Below are 15279 nucleotides of genomic sequence, written 5' to 3'. Positions count from 1 at the left end.
GTGTACGAAGGATCGAAGGGCTCCGCAGATCATGAGCGACCATCCGTCCGAGGAGGCCGTCGGCTTCGCCGGCCTGGCATTGCGGCCGGAGTTGCTGCAGGCACTGACCAGCCTGGGCTACGAAGAGCCGACCCCCATCCAGCGCGAGGCGATCCCGCCGCTGCTGGAGGGCAACGACCTGCTGGGGCAGGCCGCGACCGGCACCGGCAAGACCGCCGCGTTCGCCCTGCCGGTGCTGCAGGGCCTGGAGCCCGGCGCCCGCGAGGCGGGACCGGGCGCGCTGGTCCTGGTGCCCACCCGCGAGCTGGCCGAGCAGGTCTCCCAGGCCATCCACCGCTATGGGCGCGACCTCGGCGTCCGCGTCCTGCCGGTCTATGGCGGCCAGCCCATCGGCCGCCAGCTGCAGGCGCTCCAGCGCGGAGTGGACGTGGTCGTCGGCACGCCCGGCCGGGTGCTCGACCACATCAACCGGGCCACGCTGAAGCTCGGCGCGGTGCGCACCGTGGTGCTCGACGAGGCCGACGAGATGCTCGACATGGGCTTCGCCGAGGACATCGAGGAGATCCTCGCCGAGACGCCGAGTGAGCGGCAGACGGTGCTCTTCTCCGCGACCATGCCGCCGCGGATCGACGCCATCGCCCGTCGCCACCTGCGCAAACCCATCAAGATCCAGATGGGCCGCGAGGCTTCCACGCCGGGCGAGCTGCCGCTGGTCCGGCAGAGCGCCTACGTGGTGGCCCGGGCGCACAAGCCGGCCGCGCTGGCCCGGGTGCTCGACGTGGAGGCGCCGCCCGCGGCGATCGTCTTCTGCCGCACCCGCCAGGAGGTCGACGAGGTCACCGAGATCCTGAACGGTCGCGGCTACCGCGCGGAGGCCCTGCACGGCGGGATGAGCCAGGACCAGCGGGACCGGGTGATGGGCCGGCTCCGGGCGGGCACCACCGAACTGCTGGTGGCGACCGACGTGGCCGCCCGTGGCCTGGACATCGAGCAGCTCACCCACGTGGTCAACTACAACGTCCCGTCCGCCCCGGAGGCGTACGTGCACCGCATCGGCCGGGTCGGCCGGGCCGGGCGGGAGGGCGCGGCGATCACCCTGGCCGAGCCCCGCGAACACCGGATGATCAAGGCGATCGAGCGGCTCACCGGCCAGCGCATCGTGATCGAGAAGGTGCCCACGGTGACCGACCTGCGGGCCCGCCGGATGGAGCTCACCCGGGCCGCGCTGCACGCCAACCTGGAGGCCGACGACCTGGAGCGCTTCCGGGTGGTGATCGACTCGCTGCAGGACGAGTTCGACCTGGAGACGGTGGCGCTGGCCGCGGTCAAGCTGGCGCACGAGGCGGCCGGCGGCGACGTCGAGGAGGAGGAAGAGATCCCCGCGGTGGCTCGCGACCCCCGCGCGGAGCGCAGTAGCAGCAGCGCCGCGCCGCGCCGTGGAGCGGAGGGTAAGCGGCCGAACGCGGGCGCGACCCGGCTCTTCGTCGGCCTCGGCCGCCGGGCCGGCCTGCGCCCGCAGGACCTGGTCGGCGCGATCGCCAACGAGGCCGGGCTCAACTCGCGGGACATCGGCGCGATCCAGATCACCGACCGGTTCTCGCTGGTGGAGGTGCCCGAGCCGGTCGCCGAGCGGGTCATCGCCGCGCTCCAGCGCAGCACCATCCGGGGCCGCCGGCCGACCGTGCGCCGGGAGCGGTTCCAGCGCTGATCACGCTTTAAACGGGTGTTAGCACCCCTCTTGGGAGGGGTGCTCACGCTCCTGACCCGGCGCCCGCAGGCCGGGATCCTGGAAACATGACAACGACTATGGAACGCCCCAGGGCTGCCGGGGGACGCAGCGATTTCGCCGACCTGGGTCGGCAGATCGCGCAATCCGGGCTTCTCGAGCGGCGACCGGTCTACTACGCCGTGCGGATCAGCGCCGTCGCCGCGCTGCTGCTCGGCGGCTGGGTGGCCTTCTTCCTGGTCGGCTCGTCCTGGTGGACGCTCGCGGTCGCGGCCTTCCTGGGCATCATGTTCTCCCAGGTGGCGCTGATCGCCCACGACCTGGCCCACCGCCAGGTGTTCCGCACCAAGAAGCCCAGCGAGCGCACCGGCCGGATCGCGGCCAACGTGCTCGTCGGGATGAGCTACGGGTGGTGGATGGACAAGCACACCCGGCACCACAACAACCCCAACCACGACGACCTCGACCCGGACGTGCAACCCGAGGTGCTGATCTGGGCCACTGAGTCGGCGTGGGGCCGGCGTGGGCTCAAAGGCTTCATCACCCGGCACCAGGCCGGGCTGTTCTTCCCGCTGCTCACCCTGCTCAGCATCGACCTGCGGATCTCCAGCATCAAGGCGCTGCGCAAGCCGGGCATGAAGCAGCGCGGGCTGGAGGCCGGCCTGATGGCCGCGCACCTCGTGGCCTACGTGACCGCGCTGCTGGTCGTGCTCTCGCCGCTGCAGGCGCTCGCGTTCTTCCTCGTGCACCACGCGGTCTGGGGCGTCTACCTGGGCATGACGTTCGCGCCGAACCACAAGGGCATGCCGCACCCGGACGGCGACGAGGACTTCCTGCGCAAGCAGGTGCTGACCTCGCGCAACGTCAAGGGTGGCTGGCTGACCGACATCGCGCTGGGCGGCCTGAACTATCAGATCGAGCACCACCTGTTCCCGGCGATGCCGACCCCGAACCTGAAGAAGGCCAAGCCGATCATCGAGGCCTACTGCGCGAGCGTCGGGGTGTCCTACGAGGAGACCAGCCTGGTCGAGTCGTACCGGCAGGCGCTGCGCCATCTGCACGAGGTCGGAGCACCGCTGCGCGCGTAGGGTGAGCGCTTGGTGGAGTTCAACATCCTCGGCCCGCTCGAGGTGACGGTGGACGGGCGACCGGTGGACCTCGGTCGCCCGAAGCAGCGTGCCGTCCTGGCCATCCTGCTGCTGCACGCCGGCCGCGCGGTCTCGCTCGAGCACCTGGTCGACGAGTTGTGGGGCGACGATCCACCGGCCCAGTCGATCGGGTCGCTGCAGGCCTATGTGTCGCATCTGCGGCGGCTGCTGGAGCCGGGGCGGGACCCGCGGACCCCGGCGCGGGTGCTGATCAGCCGGCCGCCGGGCTATCAGATCGTGGCTTCGCTGGACGCCACCCGCTTCGAGGCGCTCGCCGCCGAGGGCCGGCGGCTGCTGGTGGCGGACGAGCCGGAGCCGGCCGCGGACACGCTGCGGCAGGCGCTGGCGCTGTGGCGCGGCGAGGTGCTGGCCGACTTCGCCGATGCGCCTTTCGCCCGGCCCGAGCGCGCCCGCCTGAGCGAGTTGCGGCTCACCGCACTCGAGGACCGGATCGCCGCGGACCTGGCCGCCGGGCGGCACTCCGCCGCCGTCGCCGAGCTCGATCGGCTGGTCGCGGACCACCCGTACCGGGAAAGTCTGCAGGGTTTGCGGATGCTCGCGCTCTATCGCGGCGGGCGGCAGGCGGATGCGCTGCGCGCCTATCAGGACGCGCGCCGGCTGCTGGCCGACGAGCTCGGGATCGAGCCGGGTCCGCAGCTGACCGCGGTGCACCGGCAGATCCTGGGGCACGCGCCGGAGCTCGACCGGCCGCCGGCCCCGCGACCCGCGCCGGAGATCGCCGAACCGGCCGGTGACGAACTGGTCGGGCGGGCCGAGTCGCTGGCCGCCCTGCGCCGCGCGCTCGACGCGACGCGCGCCGGGCCCGGCCGCATCGTGCTGCTGGCCGGCGAGCCCGGGGTCGGCAAGACCCGCCTGGCGGAGGAGCTGGCCCGAGCCGCCGAGGGCTTCGCGGTCGCCTGGGGACGCTGCGGTGAGGAACCCGGCGCGCCGCAGTTCTGGCCCTGGACGCAGGTGCTGCGCGAGCTGGGCGCGGACGATCCCACGGCGCGGGACCCGGCGCCGGCGCCACCGGTGGTTGACGTCGAGGCGGTGCGCTTCCGGCTGTGCCGCGCGGTCGTGGCGTCGCTCGGCCGGGCGGCGGCGGACCGCCCGCTGCTGGTGGTGATCGACGATCTCCAGTGGGCGGACCCCGGCTCGCTGCGGCTGCTGCCGATGCTGGCCGCCGCGTCGCGGATCATGGTGGTGGCCACCCTGCGGGACGTCGGCGCGACGCCGTCCGAGACCCTGGCCGCGCTGGCTCGACTGTCGTCGGTGGATCGGATCCACCTGCGGGGCCTGCCGGAGCGGGACGTCCGGCGGCTGCTGGTCGCCCGGCTGGGCGCCGAGCCCGAGGAACGACTGGTCCGGCTGGTGCACGATCGCAGCGGCGGCAACCCGTTCTTCGTCCGGGAACTGGCGCGCACGCTCGGCAGCGAACGACGCCGGGCGGTGGCGCTCGATTCGGTGCCGGAGGGCGTGCGCGACGTGGTGCGCCGCCGCGTCACCGGGCTGCCCGAGCAGACCCAGGCGGTCCTGCTGGTGGCCGCGGTGGTCGGCCGGGACTTCGCCCTCGACGTGGTGCGCGACGTGTCCGGCCTGGACGACGACACCGCCCTCGACGCCGTGGAGGCGGCCCTGCTGTCCGGGCTGGTGCTCGAGGCGGCCGAGGTGGGCCGGTTCCGCTTCACCCACGCGCTGATCCGGGAGGCGATCTACCACGAGGTGAGCCGGGTACGCCGGGCCCGCCTGCACGCCCGCGTCGCCGAGGCACTCGCCCGCCGCGGCGACACCGCCGGCGAGCAGTGGTGGCTGGCCGCACCCGTGGTGGGTGCGAGCGCCGCCCTGCCGCACCTGCTGGCGGCCGCCGATCGCGCGCTGGGCACGCTGACCCACGAGGAGGCCGAACGGCATCTCCGGAACGCGCTGGAACTGCTCGCCGCCGAGCCGGCGTCGGCCGATCGCGACCGATCCGAGTTCGACGTGCAGATGCGGCTCGGCACGCTGCACGCCCAGCTCGACGGCGCGCAGTCCGGTCCGGGCCGGGCCGCCGTGACGCGCGCCCGGGAGCTGGCCGAGGAACTGGCCGACGGGGAGGCCACCATCGCCGCCTACCGCGGGCTCTACGAGGTGGCGGTGGCCCGGGCCGAGCACGCCGAGGCGCGGGAGCTGGCCGAGCGCATGCTCGAGGTCGGCAAGGGTCTGGACGATCCGATCTCGCTCGCTCTCGTGCACCTGGCGATGGGCCGCACCCTGTGGTGTCTGGGCGAGCCCGCCGCCGCCCTGGAACACCTCGAGCAGAGCTTCGGCCTCGCGGGTGCGACGCCCACGCCGCCGCACGAGGCGCTGCCGGTCGACGTCACCGTCCGGCTCCAGCTGGCGCCGGTGCTCGACCTGCTCGGCCGCCACGAGGAGGCCGACCGGCACCTGGCCGCCGCTATCGCCCGCACCCGGTCCAGCGCGCCGCTGGTGCGGGCCGGAGTGTTCACCAGCGCGGCCCTGGTCAGCGCGCTGCGCCGGGACGTTCCCGCGGCCGGTCGGCACGCCCGGCAGGCGCTCGAGCTGGCCGGGCCGGTGCCGGCCTGGTTCAGCTATGCCGCGGCGGTCGCCGGATGGGCCCGGGCCGTCGAGGGCGATCCGGCCGGGGGCGCACGGGACCTGCGGGAAAGCCTCGACGCGATCCGGTCGCGCGGCGCGCGGCACCTGGTCAGCTGGGTGCTCGGCCTGCTCGCCGAGGCGGAGGGACTGGCGGGAAACGCCGCCGAGGCGACACGGCTGCTGGATGAGGCCGACGAACTGGTCGCACTGACCGGCGAGCGCATGCACAAGGCCGAGCCGCGCGGCTGACTCACACCTCGCGGGCGAGCCAGCCCAGCGGCGGCAGGCCGAGATCGGGCGCGGCGCCGAAACCGTTGTCGCGCAACAGATCCGCGGTGTCGCGGTCGGCCGCGGCCACCATCCACTCGGCGCCGTGCGCGCGGCCGGCGTCGGCCAGCTCGCGCAGCAGCCGGTCCCAGAGGGCGCCGTGCGCGGCCAGCGCGCGCACCTCCAGGACCACCGCGGACAGCCGCAGCGTCGCGGCCACCGCCCACAGGGCGTCGGCGTCGGTCAGGCTCCACAGCCCGGACCACTCCTCGTCCCCGGACAGGCGCGGGGACCGGTAGGACCGGCGGCCGGTCAGGAGCCGGCCGGCCTGCGAGCACTCTGCGGCCGTGCCCAACCGGCGGAACACGATCCCCGGCGGCAGGCGGCCCTCGTCGACAACCACGGCGTCATCCTCCGGCCGGGCGCTTGACGCCGGCTTGGCGCGCGCGTCAAGCGATCGTCAAGGCCGGCGGCGCAGTGTCGACGCCATCACCCACCAGCACTGCCCACGGAGGTTGCCATGAGTTCCACCGTCACCAGCGAGCAGCGGGTCGCCAAGGCGTTCGGCCTGAGCGGCGACAGCTGGATGCGCCACGCCAACCCGATCAGCGTCTGGACCCGGTTCGCCGCGCTGCCGCTGATCATGCTGTCCGTCTGGAGCCGGGATTGGATCGGCTGGTGGTCGCTGCTGCCGATCGCGCTGTCGGTGACCTTCCTGATGGTCAACCCGCTGCTCTTCAAGGAACCGCGCTCGACCCGGAACTGGGCGTCCCGGGGCGTCTTCGGCGAACGCATCTGGGCGGACCGAAAGAAGGTCGAACTCCCGGCCAAGTTCGCCAAGTCGAGCGTCTACGCGATCACCTACTCCTTCCAGACCGTCGGCCTCGTGCTGATCGTCTTCGGCCTGTGGCGGCTGGACCTGCTCGCCACGATCGCCGGCCTGGTGGTCATCCAGCTTTCCAAGTCCTGGTTCATCGACCGCATGGTGCTGCTGTTCGACGAGATGAAGGAGCGCGAGCCCGAGTACGCGAGCTGGGAGTACTGAGATTCCACAAACGATTTCATCGGAGTGTTGGCTGCTCAGGGCACCGGACGGACAACGGCCCTCTTGACACATCCCTGAAACAAATTTCAAACTGCCCAGGACATAGCCGTAGATCGATGGATCTTGGCGGAGGCCGGCATGCGGGTGACGATCAGAGACGTCGCCCGCGTGGCCGGCGTTTCCGCGTCCACGGTCTGCCGGGCACTGTCCACGCCGGAGCTGGTCGCGGCGCAGACCCGGGATCGGGTGCGGCAGGCCGCCGACGGGCTGGGCTACGAGCCGAACCGCGCCGCCCGGGGACTCATCACCGGGCGTACCGGCAATCTCGGCCTGATCGTCCCCGACCTGGCCAATCCCTTCTTCCCGAGCGTGGTCAAGGGCATTCAGGCGCGGGCCCGCGAAGCGGGCTACGCGCTCTTCCTCAGCGACAGCGACGAGGACCCGGCGGCCGAGGCGCATCTGGTGCGCGTGCTCAGCAAGGACGTCGACGGCCTGATCCTGTGCTCGCCGCGGATGAGCCAGCAGGACCTCCGCTCGATCGCCGGCACCGCACCGATGATCATGTTGAACCGCCGCGTCGACCGGTTCCCGTCGGTGACCTTCGACAACCTCGGCGGCATGCGTCAGGCGGTCGCCCACCTGGTCGCCCTCGGCCACCGCCGGATCGCCTGGGTGGGCGGCCCGCGCGGCTCCTGGTCGAACCGGGACCGGATCCGGGCGCTGCGCACGGTCGCCGCCGAGGCCGGGATCAACCTGGTCGAGGTGGGCAACGTGCAGCCGCGTTTCGCCGGTGGCGTGGCCGCCGCCGACCTGGTGCTGGCCACCGGGGCCACGGCGATCGTCGCCTACAACGACGTCGTCGCGCTCGGCCTGCTCAGCCGGCTGGCCGCCCGCGGCGTGCCCGTGCCGGGCCGGCTCAGCGTGATCGGCATCGACGGCATCGCACTGTCCGAGATGGTCAGCCCGCCGCTGACCACCCTCGCGCTGGCCACCGAGCTCAGCGGCCGGGCCGGCGTGGATCTGCTGCTGCAACTGCTGGAGAAGCCGGAGGCGGTCCGCACCACCCGGCGTGAACTCGAGGCGCATCTGATGGTGCGCGGCTCAACCGGTCCCAACCGAAAGGGGAACCACCATGCCCCGTAGCCCTCTCGCCGTCACCTTCGCCGCCGCCCTGCTCCTCGCGGCCTGCAGCGCGCCCGATGCGGGTACGCCCGCCGGGACCGGCGGCGACGCGCCGGACAAGCCCGCCAAGGCGGTCACCCTCAACGTCCTCGATGTGGCCGGCGACCTGCAGCTGACCCAGGGCATGATCGACGACTTCGTGGCCAAGAACGAGGATGTCGTGTCCCGGGTGACCTACTCCAAGGCGACCGCGCCGGAGCTGGTCGGCAAGGTCAAGGCCCAGCAGGACGCCAACCGGGTCGACATCGACCTGGTGCTGACCGGGGTGGACGGCCTGTCGGCCGGCATCGAGCAGGGCCTGTGGCTCCCGCTGCTGCCCAAGTATGCGAGTCGGCTCACCGGCATGCAGCAGTATCTGCCCGGCGCCGCGGCGATGCAGAAGCTGGCCGGCGACCACGGCGTGGTGGTCACCTACTATCCGTCCGGTCCGCTGATCGAATATCTGCCCGCCAAGGTGCCGAACCCGCCGAAGACCGTGCAGGAACTGCTCGACTATGCGAAGGCCAACCCGGGCGCCGTGCAATATGCCCGTCCGTCCAACTCCGGTCCGGGCCGCACCTTCCTGATGGGGCTGCCCTATCTGCTCGGCGACAGCGACCCGAAGGACCCGCTGAACGGCTGGACCAAGACCTGGGCCTATCTGGCCGAGCTGAACAAGTACATCACCCTGTATCCGTCCGGCACCTCGGACACGATGAAGAACCTGGCCAACGGATCCGCGAAGATCATCGTCTCGACCACCGGCTGGGACATCAACCCGCGGGTGCTCGGCACGGTGCCCAAGGAGGCGAAGACCGGGACGCTGGACGGGTTCCACTGGGTCACCGACGCCCACTACGCGGTCATCCCGAACGGTGTGCCCGCCGACGACCAGGCCGCCGTGCTCCTGCTGCTGGCCCACATCCTCACCAAGGAGCAGCAGGCCAAGGCGTACGACCAGGGGTACTTCTATCCGGGGCCGGCGATCCAGGGCGTCGAGCTGTCCGCGGCGCCGCCGGAGAGCCAGGCCGCGATCAACGAGTTCGGCCGTCCCGAATACGCCGACCTGATCGCGAACAACCCGCTCGAGGTGCCGCTGGGTTCGAAGGAACTGGTGGCCGCGTTCGACCGCTGGGACCGCGAGATCGGCGGCGCGAAGGTGAAGAAGTGACCACCGGCTTCACCCACCTGCGGCTGGACGGCGTGAGCCGCAGCTTCGCCGGCCGCGACGCGCTGTCCGACCTGAGCCTGACGATCGGGCGGGGCGAGTTCATCGCCCTGCTCGGCCCGTCCGGCTGCGGCAAGTCGACCGCGCTGAACTGCCTCGCCGGGCTGCTGCCGCTGACCCGCGGCAGCATCTGGCAGGACGAGCGGCGGCTGGACACGGTGGCCCCGGAGCGCCGCGGCTTCGGCATGGTGTTCCAGAACTACGCGCTCTTCCCGCATCTGTCGGTGCGCCGCAACATCGCGTTCGGGCTGCAGATGCGCCGGGTCGCGCGGGCCGAGGCGAGACGCCGGGTGGACGACGCGATCCGGCTGGTGCATCTGGACGAGCACGCCGGAAAGCTGCCCGGTCAGCTCTCCGGCGGGCAGCAGCAGCGGGTGGCGATCGCCCGCGCGGTGGTGCTCGAGCCGGCGCTGGTGCTGATGGACGAGCCACTGTCCAACCTGGACGCGAAGCTGCGGCTGGAGATGCGCACCGAGATCCGGCGGCTGCACCAGAGCCTCGGGCTGACCACCGTCTACGTCACCCACGACCAGGAGGAGGCGCTGTCGCTGGCGGATCGGCTGGTGGTGCTGCGCGACGGGCGGGTGCAGCAGATCGGCACGCCGGAGGAGCTGCATGCCGGGCCGGTCAACTGGCACGTGGCGGACTTCATGGGCTACCGCAACCTGCTGCGGCTGCGGGCCGGCACGCCGGCCGCCGGGGTGGTCACCGTGGAGGGTGACGGTCTCACTCTGACCGGTACGCCGGTCGGCACCGTCACCGCCGGCGACGAGGTGGTGGCTGCCGTCCGTCCCGAGGACCTGAGAATCGCCGAAGACGGCGGCGTCGCGGCGACCGTGGAAGTGGTCGAATACCAGGGGCGCGAGGTCGCGGTGGAAGCGCGTACCGAAAAGGGTCTGGTCCTGAATCTGCGCAGCGCCCACCGCCCGGCCGTCGGCGACCGCGTCCGGATCACCGCCGATCCCGCCCGCCTGCTGGTGTTTCCGCGATGACCGCCGCCACCGCGCTGCGGCACCGGCTCGCCGACCGGGGCATCGACCGGCACCTGCTGCTGCTGATCCCGGCGGCGCTGTTCGTGCTGCTGCTGTTCGTCTATCCGTTCCTCTACGGCATCGGGCTGTCCTTCCAGCCGGCCGAGGGCGGGCCGCTCGGCGCCTACCGGAGGTTCTTCACCGACGCCTATCTGCGCGACACCGTGCTGACCACGCTGCGGATCTCGCTGCCCGCGGCGCTGCTGAACGTGCTCGCCGCGGTGCCGATCGCCTATCGGATGCGCGGCCGTCATCGAGGCAAGCGGCTGCTCACCACGCTGCTGGTGTTGCCGATCACGCTCGGCACCGTGCTCACCGCCCAGGGCCTGCTGAACTTCCTCGGGCCGACCGGCTGGTTCAACCGGGTGCTGATCGGCATCGGGCTGACCGACGGGCCGGTGCGGCTGACCAACAACTACTGGGGCGTGTTCTTCTCGCTGGTGATCACCGGCTTCCCGTTCGCGTTCCTGCTGGTCACCTCCTATCTGTCCGGGATCGACCCGGCGCTGGAACGGGCCGCCGCGACGCTCGGCGCCGGCTCCTGGCAGCGCTTCCGCCGGATCACCCTGCCGCTGCTGGCGCCCGGGCTGGCCACCACGTTCTGCCTGACCTTCGTGCTCGCGTTCAGCGTCTTCCCGTCGGCCGTGCTGGTCGGCGATCCGTCCGGCACCACCCGGGTGATCTCGATCGCCGCCTACGAGGCCGCCTACGTCCAGTACGACTACGTGCTCGCCGCCGCCATCGCGGTGATCATGGGCGTGGTCGAACTGATCGTGGTCGGCGTCGTGCTGGGCTGGCGCGCGTTGCTCTACACCGGTTCCACCGCGGGAGGCAAAGGATGAGAATGCGTCCGCTCGCGTGGGTGATCTGGGGCGCGGTGCTGTTCTTCTTCATCAACCTGGCCGGCGTGATCGGCTCGGTGGTGGTCAGCTCGTTCGGCCGGCGGTGGTTCGACAGCTGGCTGCCGACCGGCGGCTACACCACCGACTGGTACGCCGACGCGTGGGACGACTTCACCCTGGGCCCGGTCCTGCTCGTCACGCTGGAGATCTCGCTGCTCGTGGTGACGATCTCGGTGCTGATCGGCGTGCCCGCGTCCTATGTGCTGGCCCGCCGTTCCTTCCCCGGCCGCCGCCTGCTCTATCTGCTGTTCCTGCTGCCCATCCTGATGCCCCCGATCACCTACGGCATCCCGCTGGCGACGGTCCTCTACAAATACGGCCTGGCCGGCAACCTGTCCGGGGTGGTGCTGGCCAATCTGGTGCCCTCGGTGCCGTTCGTCATCCTCACCATGACCCCGTTCATCGAGCAGATCGACCCGGCGATCGAACGCGCGGCCCGGATGTGCGGCGCCACCACCCGCCAGGTCTTCGCGCGCATCCTCACCCCGCTGCTGCTGCCCGGCATCCTGGCCGCCTCGATCCTGGTGCTGGTGCGCACGTTCGGCATGTTCGAGCTGACCTTCCTGACCGCCGGACCCGACTCGCAGACCCTGGTGGTCGCGCTCTACAACTCGATGTCCGCGGCCGGCATCCGCGCCCAGCAGTCGGTCGACGCGATGGCCGTCATCTACACGTCGATGATGCTGGTGCTGCTGGTTGTCGCGCTGCGCTTCGTCAACCCGACCCAGCTGGTCGCCCGGGTCCGCGACCCCTCCGATTGACCGCTCACAGGTCGCGTCGCTGGAAGGACAGCGCGGACAGGCCCAGGGCCAGCGCGATCCAGACCGCGGTCCACAGCAGGTAGGTCCAGGTCAGCGTGGCGGTGCTCAGGAACGGCGAACCGTTCACCTGCTCACCGAACTGGCTCACCAGCAGGCCCGGGTCCTGAAACGCGTTCATCGCGCCCTGCCAGAGCCCGTCGGTCGGCAGCAGCATCCGGGACACCACGCCGACCTGCGCGAGGCTGTCGTTGCCCAGTTCCTCGCCGGCGCCGCCGACCACACCGGCGATCCAGGTGGCGCCGAAGAGGCCGACCGACACCACGCCCGACGCCATCGGCGACACCACAGTGGACAGCAGCAGGGCCAGCGTCAGCAGCACCGTCGTCTGCGCCGCCAGCAGCGCCAGGCCGACCGCCGCCTGCGGAGGCCAATAGCCGACCGTGACCCGGACGATCAGGCACTGCGCGAGCCCGGCCAGCACGATGTATCCGCCGCCGAACACCACCAGCCCCAGCCACTTGCCGGCCAGCACGGTGGACCGGCGCACCGGCCGGGCCAGCACCGCCAGCGCGATCCCCGACTCGACCTCGCCGGCCAGCGTCGGCCCGGCCAGGAACGCGGTGCCCAGCGCCGAGATCAGGCTCAGCCCGAACATCACCAGATTGAGCACCGAGGACCCGGCCACCTTGGCCTCACCGCTGGTCAGCGTGCCGAACTCGTCGTTCAGCAGGTTGAAACCCCAGGCGCTGAGCGCGAGCAGCACGAAGGTGAGCACGCCGAGGGCGCGCAGCACGCGCCGGCGCGCGGCCTCCTGCAAGGTGAGCGCCGCGACGTCGACGATGGTCCGGGCCGTCATCGGTCCACCCCTTCATGGGTACGCAGAACTTCCAGCAACCGCTCCTCGAGGCTGATCCGCCCCGGCTCCACCGAATGCACGCGCACGCCGAGCGCGACCAGATCGGCCACCAGCCGCGGCACCGCGTCCGGGTCGGGTCCGGCGGGCAGTGCCACCACGAAACCGTCGCCGTCGCGGGTCAGCGCGCCGGTCTCGGCCAGCCGGGCCTCCGCCTCGGCGCCCACCCCGTCCAGCCGCAGCCGCAGTTCGGTCCGGCCGAGCAGTTCCGGCAGCGTGCCGGCCGCGGCTACCCGGCCCTGATCGAGGATCACCACCCGGTCGCAGACCCGCTCGACCTCGCCGATCAGGTGCGAGTTCAGCAGCACCGCCACCCGGCGCTCCCGGAGCGACAGCAACAGATCGCGGACATCGGCGCGGCCCAGCGGGTCCAGCGCGCTGGTCGGCTCGTCCAGCACGATCAGCTCCGGCCGGGCGACCAGCGCGACGGCCAGCCCGAGGCGCTGCTGCATGCCCTTGGAGAAGCCGCCGACCCGATCGCCGGCCCGGTCCGCGAGGCCGACCAGCGCCAGGCACTCGCGGCGCTCGGCGGCCGGCACCGTGGCGCCGGCCAGCCGCACGTGCAGCCCCAGCACCTCGGCCGCGGTGAGCCATGGCTGATAGCGGAAGAGCTCGGGCAGATAGCCGACCCGGGCGCGGGACCGCGGATCGGCGGCCGGGCGGCCGAGCAGCAGCGCCTCCCCGGCGTCCGGCCGCACCAGCCCGAGCAGCATCTTGATGACGGTGGTCTTGCCCGCGCCGTTCGGCCCGAGCAGGCCCACCACCTCGCCGCGGTCCACCGTGAACGAGACGTCGTCCACCGCGGTCCGCTTCCGATAGCGCTTGCGCAGGCCCGAGCACCACACCGCCGCGGCGGGCGGGAGATCGGCGAGCAACCGCTGCGCGGCCTCGGCGCCGGCGGTCATCGCAGCTCCCGGGCCACCGACAGCACCTCGTCGGCGCTGAGCGAGCCGGCCACCGCGGTAACCACGCCGTCCGCCACCCAGACCACCCCGGCCAGCGCGCCGTCCCGGGAGGTGAGCACCGTGGCCGGCGTCCCGTGCACGTCGGCGCTCGCGCTGGTCAGCTCCCCGGAGTTCACCGGCAGCGGCAGCGTGGTCATCTCGCCGGTGAGGCCACGCAGCTGCGCCGCGACGTGCGGCGGCAACCCGGGCAGCGCGAGCAGGTAGTCGCGGGCGGTCGCGAAGTCCAGGCCGGACGAGTAGGCCGCGGTGGGCGCCACCACGCGGGCCACCACCATCGCGGGCACGCCGCGGGCCTCCGACCAGATCGCCGCGAAGCCGGGACCGGCGGAGAGGCTGACCTGGCTGCCGTCCAGGCCGGGCGGCGGCGCCGGCAGGGTCGAGCCGGCCGCCGCCGCGGTCCGCGCCGCCTTCTCGACCGAGAAGGTGAACACCGCCTTGGCCCGCCCGCCGACCTGGTACGCGGGCTCGCCGGTGACGCCCCGCGGAAGATCGCCCACCCGAGGAACCGTGAGTCCGGTGGCCTGCCGTACGGCATCCGCGCCGGCGACCGGCCGGACGTCGGCCTCGGTGGTCACCTCCAGATCCCCGTAGGCGTCCAGATCGGGCAGTGCGACGAGATCGGCCTGGTCGATGATGATCGGGGCGATCTGCTCGGTCCGGAAGATCTGGAACCAGTCACCGGCCGCCGCCGCGCCGGCCCCGGTCAGCAGCGCGACCGCGGCGACACCCGCGATCACCGGGCTGCGCAGCGCCGCGCGCCAGCGGCGGGCGGACACCCGCGGCCGGGCCGGCACGGGGGCGGCGGTGGTCTGCGACGACAGGCGCTGCCAGGCCGCGTCCACGTCCGGGTCGAGCTCGAACTCCAGAGCCGCGCCGGTCGCGGCCGCATCCTGCTGGGCGGCGGCCAGTCCGGTGAGGCAGACCGGGCAGCCGGCGACGTGCTCCCGGTCGGTGTCGGCGACCCCGGCCGGCTCGTCCAGGAGCCGGCGCAGTGTGCCGTCAGTCGGATGACGCATGACGGTTCAACTCCTTGCGAAGGGCGGACTCGGCGCGGCGCACGGTGGTGCCCACGCTGGCGGGGGAGAGGTCGACGGCGGCCGCCACCTCGGCGTAGCTGAGGCCGCTGTGCCGCAGCACCAGGGCCACCGCCTGCCGATGCGGGAGCCGCGCCAGCGCGGCCCGCACCCGGCGGCGCTCGTCGAGAGTGATCACCGCGTCGGCGATGTCGGGATGGACGGCCGGTTCGGTGCGGGCCGCCTCCTCGCGGGAGGCGCGGCGGCGGCCGGAGCGGAGATGGTTGAGCGCGGTGTGCGCCGCGGCGACGCTCAGCCAGGCCGGCGCCTCGCCGGCCGGCACCGAGGAGCGCCCGAAGGTCAGGAAGACCTCCTGCGCGACGTCCTCGGCCTCGTCCCGGGAGCCGAGCACCCGGGCGGCGACCGCGACCACCCGCGGGTAGCTGCTGCGGAACACCGCTTCGAGGTCGGCGCGGACGGACACGCGTTGGCCATCCTTCCGCGCGGCTCGCCGGGGCGGGACG

Annotated in this window: 14 protein-coding genes; 9 read left to right on the top strand and 5 right to left on the bottom strand. The window is 72.6% G+C overall.

The genetic code is table 11. From position 1 onward, the window contains the following. Nucleotides 1-31: 31 nt before the first annotated feature. The 3 genes from ACZ6TI_RS40970 to ACZ6TI_RS40960 all read left to right on the top strand — a co-directional run bounded on the left by ACZ6TI_RS40970 (nt 32) and on the right by ACZ6TI_RS40960 (nt 5718). Nucleotides 32-1708, top strand: a complete 1677-nt coding sequence (locus tag ACZ6TI_RS40970; RefSeq protein WP_465350667.1) for a DEAD/DEAH box helicase — start codon at nt 32-34, stop codon at nt 1706-1708. 86 nt (nt 1709-1794) lie between these two features. Then, the gene (locus ACZ6TI_RS40965) at nt 1795-2814 is read left to right on the top strand and encodes a fatty acid desaturase family protein (RefSeq protein WP_465350666.1); all 1020 of its coding nucleotides are present in this window, start codon (nt 1795-1797) and stop codon (nt 2812-2814) included. 12 nt (nt 2815-2826) lie between these two features. After that, a complete protein-coding gene (locus tag ACZ6TI_RS40960; protein ID WP_465350665.1) occupies nt 2827-5718 on the top strand; it encodes a BTAD domain-containing putative transcriptional regulator in 2892 nt (963 codons plus the stop codon). 1 nt (nt 5719) lies between these two features. Here the strand turns inward: ACZ6TI_RS40960 and ACZ6TI_RS40955 are convergent, their stop codons facing one another. Next, entirely contained in the window at nt 5720-6139 is a 420-nt protein-coding gene (locus ACZ6TI_RS40955) for a hypothetical protein (RefSeq protein ID WP_465350664.1), read from the bottom strand. Between the two features lie 117 nt (nt 6140-6256). Between ACZ6TI_RS40955 and ACZ6TI_RS40950 the strand changes: the two genes are divergently transcribed. The 6 genes from ACZ6TI_RS40950 to ACZ6TI_RS40925 all read left to right on the top strand — a co-directional run bounded on the left by ACZ6TI_RS40950 (nt 6257) and on the right by ACZ6TI_RS40925 (nt 11864). Next, a complete protein-coding gene (locus ACZ6TI_RS40950; protein WP_465350663.1) occupies nt 6257-6781 on the top strand; it encodes a DUF6653 family protein in 525 nt (174 codons plus the stop codon). A 138-nt stretch (nt 6782-6919) separates the two neighbouring features. Next, nucleotides 6920-7924: a LacI family DNA-binding transcriptional regulator gene (locus ACZ6TI_RS40945; RefSeq protein ID WP_465350662.1), complete on the top strand. Its 1005-nt coding sequence runs from the start codon at nt 6920-6922 to the stop codon at nt 7922-7924. After that, on the top strand, nt 7914-9113 hold the full coding sequence (locus ACZ6TI_RS40940; protein WP_465350661.1) for an ABC transporter substrate-binding protein: 1200 nt from the start codon (nt 7914-7916) through the stop codon (nt 9111-9113). Before ACZ6TI_RS40945 ends, ACZ6TI_RS40940 begins: the two co-directional genes overlap by 11 nt. Further along, complete coding sequence (locus ACZ6TI_RS40935) at nt 9110-10162, top strand: ABC transporter ATP-binding protein (RefSeq protein WP_465350660.1); 1053 nt, start codon at nt 9110-9112, stop codon at nt 10160-10162. The genes ACZ6TI_RS40940 and ACZ6TI_RS40935 overlap by 4 nt, the downstream gene beginning before the upstream one ends. Then, on the top strand, nt 10159-11043 hold the full coding sequence (locus tag ACZ6TI_RS40930) for an ABC transporter permease (RefSeq protein WP_465350659.1): 885 nt from the start codon (nt 10159-10161) through the stop codon (nt 11041-11043). Before ACZ6TI_RS40935 ends, ACZ6TI_RS40930 begins: the two co-directional genes overlap by 4 nt. 2 nt (nt 11044-11045) lie before the next feature. After that, nucleotides 11046-11864, top strand: a complete 819-nt coding sequence (locus ACZ6TI_RS40925) for an ABC transporter permease (protein WP_465350658.1) — start codon at nt 11046-11048, stop codon at nt 11862-11864. 4 nt (nt 11865-11868) lie between these two features. Here the strand turns inward: ACZ6TI_RS40925 and ACZ6TI_RS40920 are convergent, their stop codons facing one another. From ACZ6TI_RS40920 to ACZ6TI_RS40905, 4 genes are read right to left on the bottom strand one after another with little or no spacing between them, the layout of a single operon-like run. Continuing rightward, the gene (locus ACZ6TI_RS40920) at nt 11869-12720 is read right to left on the bottom strand and encodes an ABC transporter permease subunit (protein WP_465350657.1); all 852 of its coding nucleotides are present in this window, start codon (nt 12718-12720) and stop codon (nt 11869-11871) included. Then, nucleotides 12717-13682, bottom strand: a complete 966-nt coding sequence (locus ACZ6TI_RS40915; protein WP_465350656.1) for an ABC transporter ATP-binding protein — start codon at nt 13680-13682, stop codon at nt 12717-12719. The genes ACZ6TI_RS40920 and ACZ6TI_RS40915 overlap by 4 nt, the downstream gene beginning before the upstream one ends. Then, entirely contained in the window at nt 13679-14758 is a 1080-nt protein-coding gene (locus tag ACZ6TI_RS40910; RefSeq protein ID WP_465350655.1) for a hypothetical protein, read from the bottom strand. Before ACZ6TI_RS40910 ends, ACZ6TI_RS40915 begins: the two co-directional genes overlap by 4 nt. Continuing rightward, nucleotides 14742-15239: a sigma-70 family RNA polymerase sigma factor gene (locus tag ACZ6TI_RS40905; RefSeq protein ID WP_465350654.1), complete on the bottom strand. Its 498-nt coding sequence runs from the start codon at nt 15237-15239 to the stop codon at nt 14742-14744. The genes ACZ6TI_RS40910 and ACZ6TI_RS40905 overlap by 17 nt, the downstream gene beginning before the upstream one ends. Between the last annotated feature and the right edge of the window lie 40 nt (nt 15240-15279).

This window comes from Actinoplanes sp. NPDC051388, assembly GCF_055586225.1.
Note: the sequence above shows the minus strand (reverse complement) of the source record. Positions and strands in the feature narration are given on the sequence as shown.